The organism is Lacunimicrobium album (assembly GCF_052161635.1).
Taxonomy (GTDB): Bacteria; Planctomycetota; Planctomycetia; order Planctomycetales; family Planctomycetaceae; genus SXPC01.
Genome location: NZ_CP197413.1, coordinates 2,533,242 through 2,552,887 on the forward strand (window position 1 = coordinate 2,533,242; position 19,646 = coordinate 2,552,887).

A 19,646-nucleotide genomic window follows, 5' to 3' on the forward strand; every position below is an offset into this window, starting at 1 on the left:
ACACCAACACCATAGGTTCTCTCGAGAGGATCTCGGTCGCCTATTGGCGTTGGCAGACTGATCAGCCGGATCGACAAATGGATTGATAGGGCCGAGAAACGGCAACGTTTCAAACATAGAATTTGCACATGACTCAAGGCGTACACGATCTCTTCCGACGGATACTGGGCTATCTGAACTTCTCTCAGGGCTCGCCAGATCCTCAGTTTCGATCGGCAATCAACGATTTCTACCGCGACCACCGCACCAGCTCGCCCGACATCAGTGGCCTGTTCGGGAAGACGAGCGAGGAACATCTCGCCGATCTCTCCGCCAGCAATACCGCATTCTCCAATGCTGTCCAGGCGCGCCAGGTGCTCGACCTGACGATCAATCACCTCTTCCCGGGCTATCAGCACTACCACCGCGACCTGCTGTTCCACCTCAAGCCCCAGGACTTCGACCAGCCCTACCTGCTCGCCGTCATGTTCGAAGCCACCCTCAGGCATCCCTCTCTCTGGAGCAACCCGCAGGAACTCACCCGCACCGCGATCGATGAGCTCAACGATTACATCGGCTACCGCCCCCTCGCCGTCCTCGAAAACCAGACCCAACACCAGCCCTACGCTCACGAAAAATTCCGCCCCATCCCGCTCTACTTCGCCGGCAGTGGCATGGCCCACGGCCCCTACGAAAAACTGATCGGCAACACGCTCGCCTTCTTCGGCCGCGCCCCCGCCGATATCATCCAGCGCGCCCACTTCGACCTCAACGAACTCCACGAGCTCGCCCTCGACTGCAGAGCGTACGACCACGCTCACCCCGTCTACCGTCGCACCAACTACCTCTTCGGCGAATGGGACCCCTCCCAGGTCGGCGGCGATCATTACTATCACCGCTTCATCGTCCGCAAGATCGTCGTCGATGCACTCCTCGACTGGCTCAACTCCCAGAAAGGCATCGTCGACGAAGAAGAAGCCTACTTCGACGCCTCCGCAGCCCTCTGCGGCACCATCCTCATGGCCTCCGCCATCAGCGGCTCAGGCCCCTCGACCCACCACTCCACCATCTCGCTGACCAACCTCCTCCCCATGGTCGCCCGTCAGCGCGACGAGTTCTATCACCGCCTCCTCGAAACCACCGACGGCGCCCGCAAAGACCGCCTCCTCAAGCATCTGGAATCGACCAGACAACCCTTCGGCCACGTCCGTCAGCACCTCAACCGCGTTCTCTCGCGTTACGGCGCCCAGCAGCTCATGAGCCGCTCACTGGCCGTCTTGTACGCTCGCGCCGGCTACACAGAAGCCAGCCGCGAACAAGCCGCCGAAATCCCCGCACTCTCCATCCGCTTCGAGACCGAAGTCCGCTGCCGTATCCGCCAAGTCCATTACAAACTCGACTACCCCGATGGCAGCCGCACTCCTTCCGAGGCGAACACGGCTGTTAACGAGAACACCGTTACCGAACTCGTCACGGAAATCGAAGACCTCATCAACCGCGGCATCCAATGCGGCGCCTTCGTCGACCCGTGGAACATCCTCGGCTTCCAGGGTCACTTCCCACTCTTCTCCTCGCGCGATGACTCGATCCCCGATCCACGCGTCGAAGTCCTCATGGACGTCATCGAGCAGATCTTCCAGATGCTCCACCGCGTCGTCAGTGTCTGCATTCTGAACGACCAGAAGGAAGCCGCAGATCACGCCTCCGCCACCCTGCGCCGCATGTCGGAAAGCTGGGACAAATACGCCACGACCGTCATCGAAGACCTCCCGCCACTCATTGGCTCCGAGTTCTATAACTCCAGCCAGTCCGTCGCCCGCATGATGAAACACTGGCAGGAAGAAGGCGCCAAACCCGCCGACCTCGCCTTCTGGCGTCAGGAACTCGAACACCTCGACAACACCACCTCCCTCGCCGAGGTCATCTCTGCTCTCATCGAACGCAAAGACCATGTCGCCTCCATGGGCCTTCTCATGGAATGGGCCGGCAAAGCCACCGAACTCGGCCTCGATGCCTCCGCCACCTCGCTGACCGAACTCCTCTGGCGCTGGGTCAAGCTCGTCGTCTCCACCACGATGCAGCAGAAGGACTCCGCCGCCGGCTTCCAGCAGATCAAACGTCTCTTCGACTTCCTCGAAGCCAACGCGGGCGAATTCTTCCTCGTCCCCAAACTCGATCAGGTCACCCAGAAACCCAAGACCGGCAACGATCACCGCGACGAACTCGATCACCTCTACGACTGGGACAAACCAGACACCGGCGGCAACTGGCCCGGCGAAGAATCCTCTAGCGACGAAGAAGACGTCTTCGCCGCCGCCTACGACGACATCACCTACAGCGACACCACCGACGACGGCCAGGACTCCTCCCTTGATGAAGGCGGACACGCCCCCGTCGCCACCGAGTTCGAACGCCTCCAGCGCACCCTTCAGCCCAGACTGCGCTTCCTCCAGACGCTCGCCCGCCTCTGGCGCTTCACCGGCGAGTACTTCAACGACAAACAGGCCAACGAGAAAAACGGCGCCGCGAAAAAGCCGATTCACGAAGAAGGCCTCTTCGCTGAGCCCAGGATCAAGGAAGTCGTCCTCCACTGGTGCGAACAGATCGTCCGCATGCGTGAAGACCTGCTCGACCTCCTCAACGACGTCTGGCAACTCAACATCGAAGAAAACATCGGCGGCCACGATGACAACATCGAGTTCGATATCCAGCACCAGGTCAAGTATCACATGCTTCACAGCGTGATCGCGACCCACGTCCTCCTCCACGAAGCTTTCTGGACCCTCTCCGTCTGCTTACCCGCTGAAGTCGCGCCACCCGATGAGCTGATGATCAAAGGCGCCCTCCGTCCTCTCTACGAAGCCCTCACCAATCACAACACCCACGGCGTCCAGCGCCACCTCCCAACGGTCCTCGACCGCCTTAAGCGTATGCCGCTTCTCTACATCCCCTTCGAGTACGAAGGCGAACCCAAGCAGGTCCTCGCCGCCCAGACGTGCCAGTCCATCATGACGACGCTCGTCTCGCGCCTCCCCGAACTCGGCCTCCACCGAGAAACCTGGCATGTCCTCAACTCGGCTTATCGCATGGAACGCCGCATGCGACCACAAGGCCCCTCGATCACCGAGTTCGACCGCCTCTTCCGCCTAGCCCTCTCAACCTCTCTAGTCAACCTTCAGAAGTCCGCCCAGTATTGGCACCGAGGCCACTTCGGCGACCACGAACTCGTCAACCTCGTCGGCACCATCGTCAAACACTACGAAGAAATCTGGATGAAGCACTCGCGCAGCATGCGACTCTCATCCGTCGAGATCCTCAACGACGAAACGACCTGGAACGAAGTCGTCGCCTTCATCAAAAACTATGGCCACGACTTCTTCCACGCCCGCATGCTCATGCTCGGCAACGTCCGCGGCATCCTCCAGCTCGGCGTCGAAAAGTACCTCCAGTACTACCTCGAAAATCAGGACAACTACCAGCAGTCCAAACTTGCCGACGACCTCGAAAACGGCCGCATCGACATGGCCCACGCAGCCTCCGTCCTCGAGACCATCTACAACTGCGTCATCGATAAGTTCGACCGCTTCCTCGAATACAACAGCACCACGACCGAATCCGATTACGGCGAGAAGTTCTACTGCCTCCTCGAATTCCTCAAGGTCGAAGCCGACTACGAACGCGACGAGTGGAACCTCTTCCCCCTCAAACTCGCCCACGAAGTCCTCGTCGCCCACGGCCGCGATGAAGCCGCCCAGGCCTGGCAGCAGGTCCTCACCCTCCGCACCGTCCGCCAGGCCGACGAACACCTCAACCGCCTCAAGGCCCTCGAAATCCAGTACGGCCTGCGTCTGCCGTCACTAAGCGACCACCTCCACGAGCGTTTCGTCAAACCTCTGGCCGTCTCACGCATGAAGACCCACCTGCGCCAAGCCTACGACGCCGCCCGCACCGGCGATCCCAACAAATCCGCCTTCGACAAACTCCAGCACGAAATCCAGGCCTACGCCGAAACCCTCCTCGGCTCCGGCATCCAGGCCCCCGAATGGGTCCGCTACCTCGAACAGGAAATCGACCGCTTAGAAAACCACCACGGCCCCTCTCAAGACAAAGACAACGAACCGCTGCTGACCTTCCACGAAAAAACCTCGGTCCGAGAAATCCGTCGCCAACTAAAAATCTGGACCGACCCCATCAGCGACTCCCCCAAACCCCAATCCCGCCCCAAACCCACCGACGAGTCCCCCTAACGCCCTTCTCCCCCCCGGGAGCTGTCTTTGATCCTACTCCCCCGGGGAGAAGGTGGCCGAGTCGAACCTCAGATTCGCAAATCAATACAGTCGAGGTCGGATGAGGGACTTCTGCGAATTGAATAACGCTTACATGTCGTCCCTTCTCCCTTGAGGGGAGAAGGTGCCCGAAGGGCGGATGAGGGTGGGGCATAGGCACTCATTCGCGATCACTCTCCTATCAGCTTTCAGCGTGCACGCAGCCCACTGACGAGTGCTCCACCCCCCACCAATCCCGCACCTCCGGGTGGCCCATCCGTTTACGGTTGGGTGAGCGCAGCGAACAAGAAGCGTCACCATACGCTCTCATTTCAAAATGACGCAGCAGGGTTCAAGTCTCTCCCCCCTCAAAACGGCAACACAAACAAATGCTGCTTAAACAACGCCAGCTTCCCGTCCTCAGCAATGTTCTGCGTAAAGAAAATCAGAAACACAAAGAACAGACAAATCGACGTCTGCACCACATACCAAGGCAATCGCCAATACCACGGCGTCCTCGCCCCCTCCGCTGACACTCTCACCAGCCACCCCACGATGAACTTCGTCGGCAACACCGTCGCGATGTAAATCAACGTCACCAGCCACATCGCATCCGCAGGTGGAGTGATGATCTTGAACAGATACAACGGCAACCCCAACGCAAAAAACAACAGCATCCCGATCGTCCACAGGGCAGGGCGACGAGCCAGCATCTCCCTGGCTTCCCACAACTGAAAATAATCCCGCATCCGATGCTCCCGCGCAAACAGCGTCTGCAACCCCGGCAGCCACGTCAGCACCAGCGATAGCAACGTCCCGCCAATCAGCATCACCAGCAATCCTCCCCCCTCAGGCTTCTGTGCCGCAGCAAACAAAACCGTCGGCGGCACCAGCCACACCGCAGCCCCCAGCAATCCCTTCAGCCCCAACACAAAATACCGCCCCGGCTGTAAATCTTCCTGCATCGCCGACAACGTCGCATCCCATCGCCCCCACAACGTTCCTTGTCGCACATGACGCGTGATCCGCCAGACATTCACGACGGGATTCAAAAAATTCCACGTCCTCCCACCCGCCATCAGCGCCATCAACAAATGCACTGCAATCATCGCTTGTACGACAACCAGCACTTTCTCCAGCCGCTGATCCGCAATCGACCCCGGACTGATAAGATGAGCATCCCGCGCATAACTCGCCAGGATCCGAATCGGGACCAGCCACACCCACGCCCAGATCGCAATCGTCCCCAACTGACTGGCGACTCGAATCCCCGGCAGCTCAATCAACCACCTCTTCGATTTCGCCACCCGCCCCTGAACCTCAATCAATACGCCGAGCACATACAGATTCACAACAGGAACCGCAGCCAACACCGCCAGCATCCCCACCCAACTTGCATACCGAAACAAAAACCCCGGCACACTCCCAACCCCACCCCAAACCCGCCCCCACAAACTCGCCTTTACCACCGACGACTCGACGGGCGCAAACCCCTCATCATCCAGCTCAATCCCAATCCGAGCCTGCTCAAGTTGTGTCTCAACAAATGACATAATAGTTCACTCAACAAATTTTACCCCTTCTCCCCCCGGGAGAAGGTGCCAAAGGCGGATGAGGGCAACGCGCCAACAAGCCGTCTATAAACTAATGGAACAATGAGGGCAGCATGTCACTCCATTCCGATGTCCCTTCTCCCCCGGGGAGAAGGTGGCCGAGTCTTCGAGGTCGGATGAGGGATCTCTGCGAATTTCGTAAAGCCCACATACCCTTGAAACCGTGAACAGCCCCACATACTGTCCCTTCTCCCTTGAGGGGAGAAGGTGCCCGAAGGGCGGATGAGGGTGGCGCATAGGCACTCATTCGCTCTCACTCGCCTACCAGATTTCAGCGTGCGTGTAGGGGCTCCGAACCACACCAAACTCACACTCCCGGGTGGCCCATCCGTTTACGGTTGGGTGAGCGAAGCGAACAAGAAGCGTCACCATACGCACCCATTTTGAATTGAAGGAGTGAATTCGGTTCGACTGCGTATGGCGATGCTTCTTGTCGACTTCGTCGATCCAGCCATCAACGGCTGGACCACCCTCTGTGTCAATGTTTCCTCTCCCCCCGTTTTACTCTCCCCCTCTCCCCAGCGTTTCAAATTTCCTGAAACTTTCCCCCCATCCATCGAGTATCATACACGACAACCCCGTCTCTTCACGGACTTATTCCCATGTGGCGCCAACACCTCCGAAATCTCGCCAGCGGCGTCGCACTCGTCATCGGCGTCATTTACCTCGTCACCAGTTCCGCTTCGTCTCCCGAGAAACTGCAAGCCAACGCCCGACGCGCACAGCCCGTTCCCGCCACCAGCCGCATCGATCATTATTTCGAACAAACCTGGACACGCGAAAAAACCGCTCCCACCAGCCTGGCCGACGACCTGACCATCCTCCGTCGCCTCTCCCTCTCCCTCCACGGCACAATCCCATCTCTCGAAGAGATCCGCACCTTCGAAGCCGATACCGCCCCCGATCGCATCACGCGCTGGACACAGCGAATGCTCGACGATCCCCGCTTCAGCGTCTACTTCGCCGAACGCTTAGCCAAAGTTTACGCCGGTGCCGACGACAAGCCCTTCCTGGTCTTCCGTGAAGACCGCTTCCAGAACTGGATCGCCGAACAACTCCACAACGACCGCCCTTACGATCAATGGGTCAACGAACTCATCAGCCAGACAGGCCTCTGGACCGGCAAGCCCTCCGTCAACTTCATCACCGCCGCCGCGAACGACTCCGGCATCGTCGACGTCAACGAACTGACCAGTCGCACAACCCGCGCCTTCCTCGGCCAGCGGATCGACTGCGCCCAATGCCACGACCACCCCTTCGCCGCGTGGAAACAAACCGACTACCAGAGCCTCGCCGCCTTCTACGGCGACTGCCATCTCTCCGTCTTCGGCGTCTACGATGGCGAACCAACTAAGCGTGAACAGCGCATGATGGAGATGTCGACCGAAGACGGCGAAAAACACACAACAACCCCCGCTGTCCCCTTCGATCCAGAACGCCTTCAATCCAACGGCTCCGACCGGGCCCGCCTCGCCGATTGGATCACGCATCCGACCAACAAGCGTTTCCACCGCGCCACCGTCAATCGTGTCTGGGGCCTCCTCTTCGGCATCTCCTACAGCGAACTCGAACCTCTCAAAGTCGCCGTCGACGACCTCCCCGATCCACCGGCATCCCCCGACGACGATCTCCTCGAACAACTCGCAGACAACTTCCGCCAAAACGACTGCCGCTTGAAATCCCTGATCCTCGCGATCACCACCTCGAAAGCCTTCCGCTTATCCTCCGAGACCAACTTCGATGACGATGAACTGATCGACCGCCAGGGAGACTGGTGGGCACGATTCCCATTATCGCGATTAAGACCCGAGCAGGTCATCGGCGCCATGGCCCAGTCCGGCTCCCTCTCGACGATCGACCAGAACTCGCACCTCGTCGCTCGCCTGATCCGCTTAATCCGCGAGCGAGACTTCGTCCGCCAATACGGCCCAATCACCGACGAAGAACTCGCCCCTCACGGCGCCACGATCCCCCAGGCTCTCTTGCGCATGAACGGAAAAATGACCTCCGAACTCCTCGAAGCCAACCCTTTCAACGCTTCTGCAAGACTCACACAACTCAGCCCCAACAACGAAACCTTAATCGAAACCGCCTTCCTCATGACCCTCACTCGTCGCCCCACACCACGAGAACAAACCTGGTTCAACGAGTCCCTCACCCACAACCCCGAACTCAAAAAAGAACAACTCTGCCAGGACCTCCTCTGGACCCTAATCAACTCCGAAGAATTCAACTGGAACCATTAACGTCTCTTAGGCGAGCGGGGGGTGTCAACCCCCTGTCCCTTGTGCCTACAATCCAGATGACTAGTTTGAATACGCCAAGACCTTGATGTAAGTATTCAGGCACAATCTCCCGAGGCCCACACATGACACCCAACCGACGCCTCTTCCTAAAATACACCACCACCCTCGGCGTCTCCTTCCTCCTCCCCAGACTGAGCCACGCCCAAGCCATCAAACGCGGCCCCGAGCGCCCCAAGTCCCTCGTCGTCATCTGGCTCGAAGGGGGCGCCAGCCAGCTCGAAACCTGGGACCCGCATCCCGGCACCCTCATCGGCGGTCCCACAAAAACTATCAAGACCTCTCTCTCAGACACCCTCATCTCGGCCGATTACCCACGCATCGCTGAGCGTCTTCATCACCTCAACGTCATCCGCTCACTCACCTCAAAAGAAGGCGATCACGAACGCGCCAGCTACTACGTCAAAACCGGCTACCGCCCCGACCCCACCGTCCAACACCCCGGCCTCGGCGCCCTCTACGCCGCATTGACGAATCGCGACGGTCTCGAAATCCCCGCCAACATCACTCTCGGCGATTCCCAATGGCCCACCCGCGGCGGCTATCTCGGTGCCCAACACGATGCCTTCCGCGTCGTCGATCCCGGCGGAGCCCTCCATAACCTCACCCCAAGAGTCTCCGACGACCACCAGAATATCCGCTTGAAAGGGATTGATGTCCTCAGCGAAACCTTCCGCACCAATCGTCCCCAAAGTAAAAAGCAGACCCACTACGACGACCTCCACCACCAGGCCGTCACGATGATGAAGTCCCCCCAGATCAAAGCCTTCCAGCTCGACGACGAGACCAGCGAAACCAAAGCCCGCTACGGCGCCACCCGCTTCGGCAAAGGCTGCCTCGTCGCCCGTCGCCTCATCGAAACCGGCGTCCGCAGCATCGAAGTTGTCCTCAACGGCTTCGACACCCATACCAACAACTTCGAGTCTCACACCACACTCGCGCGAGACCTCGACCTCGGCCTCGCCGCCCTCATGGACGACCTCAAGTCACGCGACCTCTGGGATTCCACCATGCTGCTCTGCATCAGCGAATTCGGCCGCACCCCTCAAATCAACCCCTTCGACGGCCGCGACCACTGGCCTCACGGCTTCTCCTGCTTAATCGGCGGCGGCGGCTTAACCTCCGGCCAACTCCTCGGCGAAACCGACCCCGAAGCCATCAAAAAAGACCCCACCAACCCCATCCCCATCCACGACCTCTTCGCCACCATCCTCCAACAACTCAACCTCAACCCCACCGAAGAACTCATGACCCCCATCGGCCGCCCCCTCAAACTCTCCGAAGGCCAACCAGTCAAACAACTCTTCGTTTGATATGGCTCCGAGGTTCGCCGTGTTACGTCCCTTCTCCCTTGAGGGGAGAAGGTGGCGGCACAACACCTTAGGTGTTTACTTAACACAGTGCCGACGGATGAGGGTGGCGCATAGGCACTCATTCGCTCTCAACGACGACCATAAGCCTCAGCCAAAACTCTCCCCATACAATATCATTCTCTTCCCCTTTGCGTCTCCGCGCCCTCGCGTTGAATCTGGACCTCCCGCCTCTTCCGTTGCCAACCCCCACAATCGATCGATAAGATCGTGGCATGTCAACAAATTCCTCCCCACAATCCGTTCTCTTCCCCACAATCCTCATCCATGGCGTCGGACTCCTCGGCGGCTCCGTTGCGCGCGCCGCCAGAAAGTCCGGCGTCTGTAACCGAGTCATCGGCGTCGGCCGCAAACAAGACAAGCTCGACCAGGCGCAAGCCCTCGGCATTATCGACGTCGGCTACACCGAACTCGCCGACCTCCAGCAAGAATCGATCGACCTCGTCGTCATCTGCACGCCGGTCGATCGCATTGCCTGGGACGTCGATGACCTCGCCGAACACCTCAACAAACCTGCTATCATCACCGACGTCGGCAGCACCAAACAAAACGTCCTCGACATGCTCTCGACCGAGCTACCGCCTCACCTGATCTTCGTCGGCTCTCACCCACTCGCCGGCAGTGAGAAACAGGGCTTCGAGAACTCGCTCGCTGACCTCTTCGAAGACCGCGTCACCGTCGTCACTCCCTCAGAATCAACACCCGAACCCGCCATCCAGCTGGTCGAACAATTCTGGACAAAACTCGGTTCGCGCGTCGCCAGAATGACACCTCACGACCACGACGAAGCCGTCGCCCGCACCAGTCACTTACCCCACCTCGCCGCCTCCGCCCTCGCACTCTGCGTCGGCGAGAAACTCCACCACCTCACCGGCAGCGGCTTCCGAGACACCACCCGCATCGCCGCCGGCGACCCCGGCATCTGGACCGCCATCCTCCAGGAAAACCGCAAAGCCGTCGTCTCATCCATCGACGAATTCACGAGCGCCCTGACCATCATCCGCGACCTCATCGCTTCAGCGGACCGCGAAAACATCGAACAATTCCTCACCCAGGCCCAACACTCCCGCAACAAACTCAACGAAACCCGCCAGCCAGAATAAATCCTGTCCCTTCTCCCCCCGGGAGAAGGTGCCGAAGGCGGATGAGGGCAACGCGCCAACAAGCTCCCTATAAATTCAATGGACTCCCGAAGGCCAAATCCCACCCCATTCCGAGTGCCCTTCTCCCCCGGGGAGAAGGTGGCCGAGTCTTCGAGGTCGGATGAGGGACTTCTGCGAATTTCGTAAAGCCCGCATCTCCCTTTGAAACCGCCAACAGCCCCATCTCGTCCCTTCTCCCTTGAGAGGAGAAGGTGGCAGCACAACACCTTAGATGTTTACTTAACACAGTGCCGACGGATGAGGGTGGGGCATAGGCACTCATTTGCTCTCACTGCTTATCAACTCCAGCCAAAGTGTAGGGTGCTGGTGAGTCTTCGAACCGCACCAATTGTGCTCTCAGTTCTTGTCTGCCAACATCATTCGTTCTCTACAAACCTGGATCGCTCCTACAAATCCCCCAGATGAAACCCATTCACCCGAATCACAATCACCAGCATCGAAACCGCCTGCATCACCAACAACGCCCGCCACACCGATCGCGATGTCCCGATCGCTGCAATTCCCAGCCCCGCCGTCATCAGCAGCAGAGGATCATAAATAATCCACAGTCGCGCCGCTTCCCCCATATTCTTCCCCCACAACCACAACAACAGCATCACGACCGCATACGCCACCGACGCCTGCACCAGCGGCTGCTTCATCGCATCCCGTCGCTCAACCGTCCGCAAGACACTCGCTAATCCCGTCACTGCAAGAGTCGCAACCACCACAGCCGAGAACATCCCCCAGTCCATGATGTTCGCGATCAACCACAGAAAATAGGTCCGCGTATTGTGGTCATAAAATTTTCCGTGGTTCTGAAAGTTCAAGACCCAGATCTCAAAAAGATTCGCCCCCGACATCACCCACAGGACCGCAGGAGTCACCAGCAATCCCAGCACAGCTGCCGAAATCGCCAGCAGTTCATGGCCAATCTGTCGAGTTGTGAAAACACGCAACAACGTCATCACGCCCAGCATGACCAGCACCGGCGCAAACGCCAGCGTCGTCATCATGCTGACTCCACTCAATAACCCCGCCACGAAGCCAAACCCCAGAGCACGCTTCGAACTCTGATCCGAAAACGCCCAGGCGACCACGATCGACATCGACATCAGCGGATACAGGCAATCCGACTTCGGCAGGAACATGATCACGTTCGCCATCAACGGCCAGAACAACAACGTCCGCAGCACAGTCGCCGGACTCTGCCCATGCCGACGCAACAAAAACCACAATGGCACCGGCGTCATCGCCACCGAAAACGTCGTGAGCAAATCCCCCAGCCACAACGACGCACGATCTCGCGGCGTCACCTCCGGCATCGTCGAAGTCGTCCCGTCAGCAGGGATCGACTGCTGCGTCAAAATATCTAACGCTTCCGCAACCGAGGCAGGCTCCGTCGCCTTCAAAATGCTCTGCACAACCGCCGGATCACACACCCACAGCAGCCCACGATGAAACAACACCAGCCCCGGCGGATGCGTCCCCTGGTGCAGATAATCCCCCTGTCGCATGACATCTGCATATCCCGCCAGGAACTCCCCAGCCGAAACGTCACTCGTCCGAGCCTGCGTGTAATACCCCGACATCCGCGGGTAATAAAGAACCCACGCCCCACGCGCCAGCCCATCGATATTGGGAATCACCGATCGGATCATGAGCAGGAAAAAAAACGAGACGATCACCAGCCCCGTAATCGCGATCGCCGAATCTCGCGTACTCGCAGATCGCCTCGCCAGCCAGCTTTCCGCTACAAAGCCAAACGCAAAATAACCCGCCAGAAACATCCCGCCAAGGATCACCGAGAACGTCGTCTCAGCATTGAAGTCGGCTCGCTCCCACAACCATTCCTCCGGAACACCGAGAGGCACAAACGGCAGCGACACCACAAGAATCGACAGCAGACTCAACAGCCCCGCGATCAGCAGCACACGTTTCGATAACGCTGCTCCACCAGCCGATGAATCACCAGAAAGAGCAGGGGCAGGCTCAGCCATCGATCACAAGCACCACACAGGTAATGTTGTCTTTCGACCCACCATCCTGAGCCGCTCGAATGATCTGCTCCGCAGCCGCCTGTGGATCAGGTTGATCAATCAGAACCTGCCGGATCACATCCGGACTCGCCCCATCAGTAACCCCATCCGAGCAAATCATGTAGACATCCCCCGCAAAGACATCCATCTCGCGTGAGTTGCCGGTATTACTGCCATCTTTCGTCCCAAGATAGCGATACAGCACATTCTTATAACGGTGATGCACCGCTTCTTCGACAGTGATCGTCCCCGCATCGACGAGCGCCTGCGTCAGGGAATGATCTGTCGTCAGCTGTGTCAGTTGACCATCGCGCAATCGATAAACCCGACTGTCCCCGACATTCCCGATGAAGTACCGCCCCCCAACATTCACCAGAAACGCGATCGTTGTTCCCATGTTGTGATACTTGGGATCCGACTCACCCAGCGACATAATCTCCTGGTTGGTCTGACGAATCGCATCATCAATCACCATGACGACCTTCTCGGCTTCGTCATTCAGAAAATTGAGCTTGTCCACCAGACGCTGCGGCACGAGTTCAATCGCCATCGCAGACGCCCGCTCACCGGCGCTCTGACCACCCATCCCATCCGCCACGATGAAGAAACGCGACTGCGGATCAACGACATAGCTGTCTTCGTTGTTCTCGCGGTAGTTCCCCGTGATGCTCAAATGGCCGCAGCGAATCTTCGACACAGCGTGTTTTTCTGGATGCGCATCATTGGCAGCTTGACGGGCAACGCCAAATAATTTCCCCCAGAAATTCGACATGAGACCTTCCAGAAATACTTATCGGTTTTGAGAACGGATGCCAAGTTCGAGGTTATCCGTCGTCCCTTTGATGGCATGATTGACAGTTCGGTAAAGATCATTCACCCCCAGCAGATGCGACGTATAAAACAACTCGCCCGCTGAGAATCCGCAGATCGCCCCCCACGACTGATTCTGTGCACGAACCGTCGTGAGCACCTGCTCGAGCCGCTCACCACTGAATTGTGATTCGTAAGCTTTGATCGCTTCGAGCTTCTGATCAAGACTATCGGAGATATCCGCGATCACCTGACTCGTCCCGACCTGCTCAGCCCCCGACTGACGGAATCCCAGCGGATACCAGGTCAGCGAGCGGATACGGTGCACCGGCAGATTGTCAAACTGATCGTCCCACTTGCACAATCGGGAATAAAACACCGCAGCATCAGTGATCTGCATCGCCTGCCAGTGATCCGGGGACGCGAGCGGCGTCTTCTCAAGGATCCCCAGCACCATCGAAGGCCGATAACGTCGAAAGACCTTCGCAAGCTCGACGCGGGTCTCAAACGAATCAAACAACTTCCGATTCGGCAGCGTCAACGTGATGCGTTCATGAACGCCGAGAATCTCCGCCGCTTTGCGGGCTTCTTCGAGGCGTTGCTCAGGACCGCTGCTGCCAGGCGTTGGCTCGCCATCGGTCAGGTCGACCATGCCAACGCGATAGCCTTGCTTGACCAGTTGAGCCAGCGTACCGCCGCAGGCGATTTCCAGATCGTCCGGATGTGCCCCGACCGCGATGATATCGAGGGGCTCAGGAAGCTCAATACTGGCTGGCGTCGTCATGATGTCCGAGGTAGTCGATCAAAAGTTGACGAATAAAACGCGATACTCATGAAACAATCCATTCTTAACGAGTATCAGTCAATTTCTATCATAACCACGGGATCACCGGAAAAAAGCCTCATCAGCCAGCGAAGACGAAAACATCCCATTTCGACAAGCCTTGATCACTTGCCCGTCTTTGCCTAACCCAGCTTAGCATCAATCAAAGAAAGATAATCAAAGACCTCTTCAGGCGTTTCCAACCCACCCAGAGTGTCAATAAAGCCATCAACCTGGATCATGCGTCCCAACCGGGCCAGAATCCGCAAGTGCGTTGGCGTATCGCGACTCAGGACCATAAAGAACAGACTCGGCATCGTCTGCCCACCTCCGCCAAACGGAACCGCAGAATACGTTCGCCCAAACGAAACCACCGTCTGCCCCAGATCATCCGGCATCGGATTTCGAGGGTGAGGAATCGCAATCCCGTTGCCAAGGTTCGTCGGCAGGGCATTTTCCCGATCAATGATCGCTTCGAGCACACGAGCCGGTGCCCACACCTGCCAGGTCCGCCCCGCGACTTCCAGCAATGTCTCCAGGACCGATCGCTTGGTCCGCGCTTCGAGAGGAACCGCGATCGTATCGATCGTCAGGTAATTCGTAAGTCGAAACTGCTCGACTTCATCCGTAGGAGCCTGTCCGACTTCGATCGCCGTAAGTTCCTTGGAAGTCGCGTCAGGAATCTCGGTTTCCAGCCAGCGTGTCACTTCCTGCGGATGGAACTGCCACTCCCCATTGATCTTGCGACCAGGAATGCGTCCACGTTGAACAAGTTTTTCGATATCGCGGGCATCTCGCCCAATCTGCTGGGCAAGATCCTTGACGCTGAGCCAGGGAGTCGACATGAGACAACAGGAATTCTGTTAGAGATGCATTGACGAGAAACGGTTTTCAAATCAAAAGAAAATTCACCACGGAAGACACAAGGTAGCACAGAGGTTCACAGAAAAATCGACTTCTGTTCTTTCTCTGTTCGATTCTTCCCTGTGTGACTCCGTGCTCCTCCGTGACCACTGTGGTAAACAGTCTTCAGATTCTGCGAACCCGGTCATTCAAGCATAAGACGTCAAAGCACTTCTGTCCAGAATCTGTTAAAGCAGTCCAGACATCCCTGGTAGCCGTCGTCAGACTTCATCGTGTTAAGCCGCGACGCCTGACTGAGCATCACCTCGAACCAGCCCTTGTAACCAGTATCGTGAAGCATGCGAACCATTTCCGCGATCGGCGTCTGCTTTTTACTCTGCAGACACCACTTCACCTCGCAGTGACAAACCTTCGGCAGCGAACTGAGTTGCACATGCTTGATGTACGGGATCATCGCCTGCAGTCGGTCGACCAGCTGAATTTCTTCCGAGAGATGATAGTTGCTGACCGATAGCCCCACGAGCGGATGGTTGATCCGCTGGATCAAACGCGTAATGTTGTCCAGGGAGTTTAAGCAGGACCAGTCTCTGGTCATGATCGGATGCGTCGGCTGGATCGCGAGCTTGACCCCGAAATGATCCGCCTGATCGATGACTTCCATTAGCCCGCGATAAACCAGCCGATGCATGTGCTTGATGAGGTGATTGTTCTGCGACCCCGTGCGAATGATGACAACATCCGCCTGCAGCTTGGCCGCATAATTGATCATCGCGCGGGAATCGCGGACCGCATCGTCATAAGTATGTCCGTGAGAGCCACTATAAGCGCCAGTCATCGAAAGGCTGGAGACACCCAGGTTATGCCGGTCGAGCATCGACAACAGCATCTGAGGCTTGGTCTCCTGCAACTGAGAACGCCACAGCGCAACCGCAGGGATTCCACAGCGCTGGATTTCGGAGAAGTACTGCGACAGCGAGCTAATCGTGCGCGGATGGCGATTGATCGACATCCGAGGCAGAGCCGAGTGACTCCGAGCCTGGCGGTCCACGGCCGTTTGTTGCCGCTGGCAGTCTTTCCAGAGATCGAGTTTATAAAACCCGCTCTCAGTCGCAACAGGCAATCGATTGATCACAGGTGATCCTGTTAAGAACTCAAGTTGACGAAGTAGGCCGAACGAAAGGCTTCAAACAACAAACGAACTCAGTTGTCGAAGACAAACGGACGACAGTGACTGACCAGGTCGTGATAACCAGCCAGACAACCAACGAACGAACAACTCAAGAAGGAAACGGTTTCGATTTTCTTACGCGACATGGGGAGATGACTCGAGATGTGTGCATTCAAGAAACCGCTGATCTGGTGACGTAGACTTCAGTCAGTCGGAGCGCATTCGACTCACGATGTCATCACCAGGATGAAAGGATGATAAACGCATCTGACATTCATGCAATCGGGATTCTCTTGTGTTTTTCAACAACATGGAATCTCTCAACTCACCAACCAATCTCCGCTTGACAAACAGATCAACTTCCCATTTTGACTTCACTCATCGAACGCATTGCGTCATGCTGAAGAGATCAGAAGAGTTAACCACAAACACACAAGGAACACGAAGACTCACAAAGCCACAACACAGATGATACAACCATTGGTGAATCATTTGATGGTCTCCTGATTTATCCGCTATCGAATCCTTGCTCTTGCTTCGTGACACTTTGTGTTCTTAGTGCCTTTGTGGTGAATCCCCTAAACATGAGAGGGTTACGATGCGCATCTCTTACCTGCTCGCGTTCGCCTGCATAGTACTCACGTCATTGACGCTCAATGCCGATGAGCTCAAACCAAACATCGTCGTGATCGTCATCGACGACCTCGGCTACATGGACATCCAGCCCAACAATCCCGAGTCCTTCTATGAAACCCCCAACCTCAACAAGCTCGCCGAAACCGGCATGCGCTTCACCCAGGGCTACGCCGCCTGTCCCGTCTGCTCACCAACTCGCTACAGCCTGATGACCGGCCGCCATCCCGTACGCGCAGCAACGACCAACTACTTCGGCGGTCATCGCATCGAACGCTTTCAACCAGCCGACTTCCAGGAAGCCATGCCGCTCGCCGAAGTCACACTCGCAGAAGCCCTCCAGGAAAATGGCTACCAAACCTGCTTCATCGGCAAATGGCATCTCGGTCCTGACGAAGCATACTACCCTGAAAAACAAGGCTTCGACCTCAACATCGGCGGCTTCCGTGCAGGAGCACCCAGATCGTACTTCTCACCTTTCAATAACCCCAAGCTGACCAACGGCCCCAAAGGCGAATACCTCTCAGCCCGCCTCGCCAGCGAAGCCTCGAAATTCATCGCCTCTCCTCACGACAAACCCTTCCTCCTCTATTACTGCATGTACGACGTCCACGTCCCACTTCAGGCACCTCAAGAACTGATCACGAAGTACCAGGAGAAAGCCGAGAGACTCGGCATCGCCAACAAACAACTCACCGACGACCAACTCTTCGGCCCCGAGTCACAGTACTTTGTGACAACAGAAAAGCCGAGAACAGTCCGACTCGTTCAACAACATCCCACCTACGCCGCCATGGTCGAAGCCATGGACACAGCTGTCGGCACAGTCATGAAGTCCCTCGACGACACAGGCCTCGCAGACAACACACTCATCGTCTTCACCTCAGACAACGGCGGACTCTCAACAGCCGAAGGCCAACCCACGTCCAACCTCCCACTACGCGGCGGCAAAGGCTGGGGCTACGAAGGCGGTATCCGCGTCCCTTGGATCGTCCGCTGGCCAGGCAAAACAAAACCAGGATCAACGAGCCACACACCCATCGTTTCGACCGACCTGTACCCCACAGTCCTGGAAGTAATCGGAGCCGAACCAAAACCAGAGCAACACATCGACGGCGTTTCCTTCGTCCCCTCACTAACTCAATCACCAGCGGCCAAAGAACGCTCCCTCTTCTGGCATTACCCGCACTACGCCAATCAAGGCGGCTTCCCCTGTTCTGTCATCCGCAAAGGCAACTGGAAGCTCCTCGTCAATCTCGAAAACGGCAACCGCGAACTCTACGACCTCAGCCAGGACCTCTCCGAACAAAAAAACCTCGCCTCACAGCAACCAGATGTCTCGAACTTACTCTACCAGGAACTAACCAACTGGATGTCCGACACCGACGCCCGATTACTCAAACAGAAAGAAGCTCAAACCGAAAAACCATGGCAGCCGTAGCCGAATGTCTCAAGCGGCGATCTAAGAGCGAGTCTTCTAATTGATGTTTTGCGCGAAATGTAGGGTGCTGGTGAGTCTTCGAACCGCACCAAAACGACATTCCTTCGCACAATTGGTGCGGTTCGCAAAGCCTCACCAGCACCCTACAAGGAATTAGAAGACTGCGTCTAACCTGTATCTCATCCGCCGGGTGCCACTGGCTGTGCCAGTGCTCTGCAGGCATCACAGCTCGTTCTCAAATCCGCGACAAGCACGTCGGCAAGCACCGACGGACGACCCCACCTACAAAAGCCTCACGCAGCGATCTTGAGTTGAATCTCATCCGCATGCAACGCCACGATCGTGATCCCCAACCGATCAGCAAGTTTCAGCACTTCAGGCTCATCCAGGAGTATCGTCTTAGCAGCTTCCACAGCAAGGACCTTGCCCCCCGCTTCGTGGATCGTATGAATGGTGTTCAGCCCAATCGTCGGGACATCGAAACGCATGTCCTGCTGAGGCTTGGCAACTTTGACGACCGTGAACCCACCACGTCGGCACAGTTCGCCCGCACGTCGGATCGCCTTGTCAGTCCCCTCGATCGCTTCAATCGCGATCGCAGCCTGATCATTAACAACGACCGTCTGGCCGACGTCGAGACGTCCCATTTCTTTAGCAAGTTCCCACCCGAAGGCGATGTCCTTCCACTGGGCAGAGGTCGGTTTGCGCTGAGTCAGAAAGCCGTGTGACACGAGAATCTCCGGGCAATAATCAAGTGCAGAGCCAAAACGGATGCCATCTTTTTCGAATTCACGGATGACGGCCAGGAGGATGGTGTCGTCTTTTTTATTCTGCGTCGCAAGGTTGAACCACATCTGAGTCGTCCGCCAGTCCGGCAGCAGCTTGAAGATGCGCCACGGATCAAAAAGAACCGTCTTCTCAATCTTGCCCGCCATGACGACGTGTTCGACGTTGTGTCGTTTGAAAAAACGGATGCTCCGTCCCAGTTGAGCCAGCGGCCCAAGCCGCATTTTGTCGCTGAGAGACTGCAGCTCATCGCTGGCCATGCCATCGACGCCGTAAGTGTGGACACGAAAGCCCTGTGCCTGCGCCGCTTTGGCAAAGGTAATAGGAAAACTCCCCGCCCCCGCCAGCAAACCAATTTTGGCTGGAGGAGCAAGTTTGATCAGATCAGGTTCAGTGACTAGTTTCAACAT

12 protein-coding genes are annotated in these 19,646 nt (G+C 57.2%); 5 read left to right on the plus strand and 7 right to left on the minus strand.

Annotated features, from left to right (window positions below; translation table 11 throughout):
- The first annotated feature begins 128 nt into the window (after positions 1-128).
- Entirely contained in the window at positions 129-4,226 is a 4,098-nt protein-coding gene (locus SH248x_RS10030; protein ID WP_459558401.1) for a hypothetical protein, read from the plus strand.
- Positions 4,227-4,612: 386 nt separating this feature from the next.
- Here the strand turns inward: SH248x_RS10030 and SH248x_RS10035 are convergent, their stop codons facing one another.
- Positions 4,613-5,797 (minus strand): hypothetical protein, encoded by a 1,185-nt coding sequence (locus SH248x_RS10035; RefSeq protein ID WP_459558402.1) that lies wholly within the window; start codon positions 5,795-5,797, stop codon positions 4,613-4,615.
- A gap of 662 nt (positions 5,798-6,459) precedes the next feature.
- Here SH248x_RS10035 and SH248x_RS10040 point away from each other — a divergent pair.
- The 3 genes from SH248x_RS10040 to SH248x_RS10050 all read left to right on the plus strand — a co-directional run bounded on the left by SH248x_RS10040 (position 6,460) and on the right by SH248x_RS10050 (position 10,633).
- Positions 6,460-8,103: a DUF1549 domain-containing protein gene (locus SH248x_RS10040; protein WP_459558403.1), complete on the plus strand. Its 1,644-nt coding sequence runs from the start codon at positions 6,460-6,462 to the stop codon at positions 8,101-8,103.
- A 122-nt stretch (positions 8,104-8,225) separates the two neighbouring features.
- Positions 8,226-9,473, plus strand: coding sequence for a DUF1501 domain-containing protein (locus tag SH248x_RS10045; RefSeq protein ID WP_459558404.1), 1,248 nt, complete (start codon positions 8,226-8,228; stop codon positions 9,471-9,473).
- Between the two features lie 272 nt (positions 9,474-9,745).
- Complete coding sequence (locus tag SH248x_RS10050; RefSeq protein ID WP_459558405.1) at positions 9,746-10,633, plus strand: prephenate dehydrogenase; 888 nt, start codon at positions 9,746-9,748, stop codon at positions 10,631-10,633.
- A gap of 446 nt (positions 10,634-11,079) precedes the next feature.
- Here the strand turns inward: SH248x_RS10050 and SH248x_RS10055 are convergent, their stop codons facing one another.
- The 5 genes from SH248x_RS10055 to SH248x_RS10075 all read right to left on the minus strand — a co-directional run bounded on the left by SH248x_RS10055 (position 11,080) and on the right by SH248x_RS10075 (position 16,340).
- On the minus strand, positions 11,080-12,672 hold the full coding sequence (locus SH248x_RS10055; protein WP_459558406.1) for a hypothetical protein: 1,593 nt from the start codon (positions 12,670-12,672) through the stop codon (positions 11,080-11,082).
- Positions 12,665-13,483 (minus strand): PP2C family protein-serine/threonine phosphatase, encoded by an 819-nt coding sequence (locus SH248x_RS10060; RefSeq protein ID WP_459558407.1) that lies wholly within the window; start codon positions 13,481-13,483, stop codon positions 12,665-12,667. The genes SH248x_RS10055 and SH248x_RS10060 overlap by 8 nt, the downstream gene beginning before the upstream one ends.
- A gap of 18 nt (positions 13,484-13,501) precedes the next feature.
- Positions 13,502-14,305 (minus strand): PIG-L family deacetylase, encoded by an 804-nt coding sequence (locus tag SH248x_RS10065; protein WP_459558408.1) that lies wholly within the window; start codon positions 14,303-14,305, stop codon positions 13,502-13,504.
- Positions 14,306-14,487: 182 nt separating this feature from the next.
- On the minus strand, positions 14,488-15,189 hold the full coding sequence (locus SH248x_RS10070; RefSeq protein WP_459558409.1) for a PTS sugar transporter subunit IIA: 702 nt from the start codon (positions 15,187-15,189) through the stop codon (positions 14,488-14,490).
- A gap of 221 nt (positions 15,190-15,410) precedes the next feature.
- Complete coding sequence (locus SH248x_RS10075) at positions 15,411-16,340, minus strand: sugar phosphate isomerase/epimerase family protein (protein WP_459558410.1); 930 nt, start codon at positions 16,338-16,340, stop codon at positions 15,411-15,413.
- 634 nt (positions 16,341-16,974) lie between these two features.
- On the opposite strand from SH248x_RS10075, the gene SH248x_RS10080 reads away from it, so the two are divergent.
- Positions 16,975-18,450, plus strand: a complete 1,476-nt coding sequence (locus tag SH248x_RS10080; protein ID WP_459558411.1) for a sulfatase — start codon at positions 16,975-16,977, stop codon at positions 18,448-18,450.
- A 293-nt stretch (positions 18,451-18,743) separates the two neighbouring features.
- Here the strand turns inward: SH248x_RS10080 and SH248x_RS10085 are convergent, their stop codons facing one another.
- On the minus strand, positions 18,744-19,646 hold the full coding sequence (locus SH248x_RS10085) for an LpxI family protein (RefSeq protein ID WP_459558412.1): 903 nt from the start codon (positions 19,644-19,646) through the stop codon (positions 18,744-18,746).

Bases quoted from the DNA above. Each gene is read 5' to 3' on its own strand.
- SH248x_RS10045 (WP_459558404.1), top strand. From the start codon at position 8,226: ATGACACCCAACCGACGCCTCTTCCTAAAATACACCACCACCCTCGGC.
- SH248x_RS10035 (WP_459558402.1), bottom strand. From the start codon at position 5,797: ATGTCATTTGTTGAGACACAACTTGAGCAGGCTCGGATTGGGATTGAG.
- SH248x_RS10065 (WP_459558408.1), bottom strand. From the start codon at position 14,305: ATGACGACGCCAGCCAGTATTGAGCTTCCTGAGCCCCTCGATATCATC.
- SH248x_RS10080 (WP_459558411.1), top strand. From the start codon at position 16,975: ATGCGCATCTCTTACCTGCTCGCGTTCGCCTGCATAGTACTCACGTCA.
- SH248x_RS10085 (WP_459558412.1), bottom strand. From the start codon at position 19,646: ATGTTGAAACTAGTCACTGAACCTGATCTGATCAAACTTGCTCCTCCA.
- SH248x_RS10030 (WP_459558401.1), top strand. From the start codon at position 129: ATGACTCAAGGCGTACACGATCTCTTCCGACGGATACTGGGCTATCTG.
- SH248x_RS10070 (WP_459558409.1), bottom strand. From the start codon at position 15,189: ATGTCGACTCCCTGGCTCAGCGTCAAGGATCTTGCCCAGCAGATTGGG.
- SH248x_RS10055 (WP_459558406.1), bottom strand. From the start codon at position 12,672: ATGGCTGAGCCTGCCCCTGCTCTTTCTGGTGATTCATCGGCTGGTGGA.
- SH248x_RS10040 (WP_459558403.1), top strand. From the start codon at position 6,460: ATGTGGCGCCAACACCTCCGAAATCTCGCCAGCGGCGTCGCACTCGTC.
- SH248x_RS10050 (WP_459558405.1), top strand. From the start codon at position 9,746: ATGTCAACAAATTCCTCCCCACAATCCGTTCTCTTCCCCACAATCCTC.
- SH248x_RS10060 (WP_459558407.1), bottom strand. From the start codon at position 13,483: ATGTCGAATTTCTGGGGGAAATTATTTGGCGTTGCCCGTCAAGCTGCC.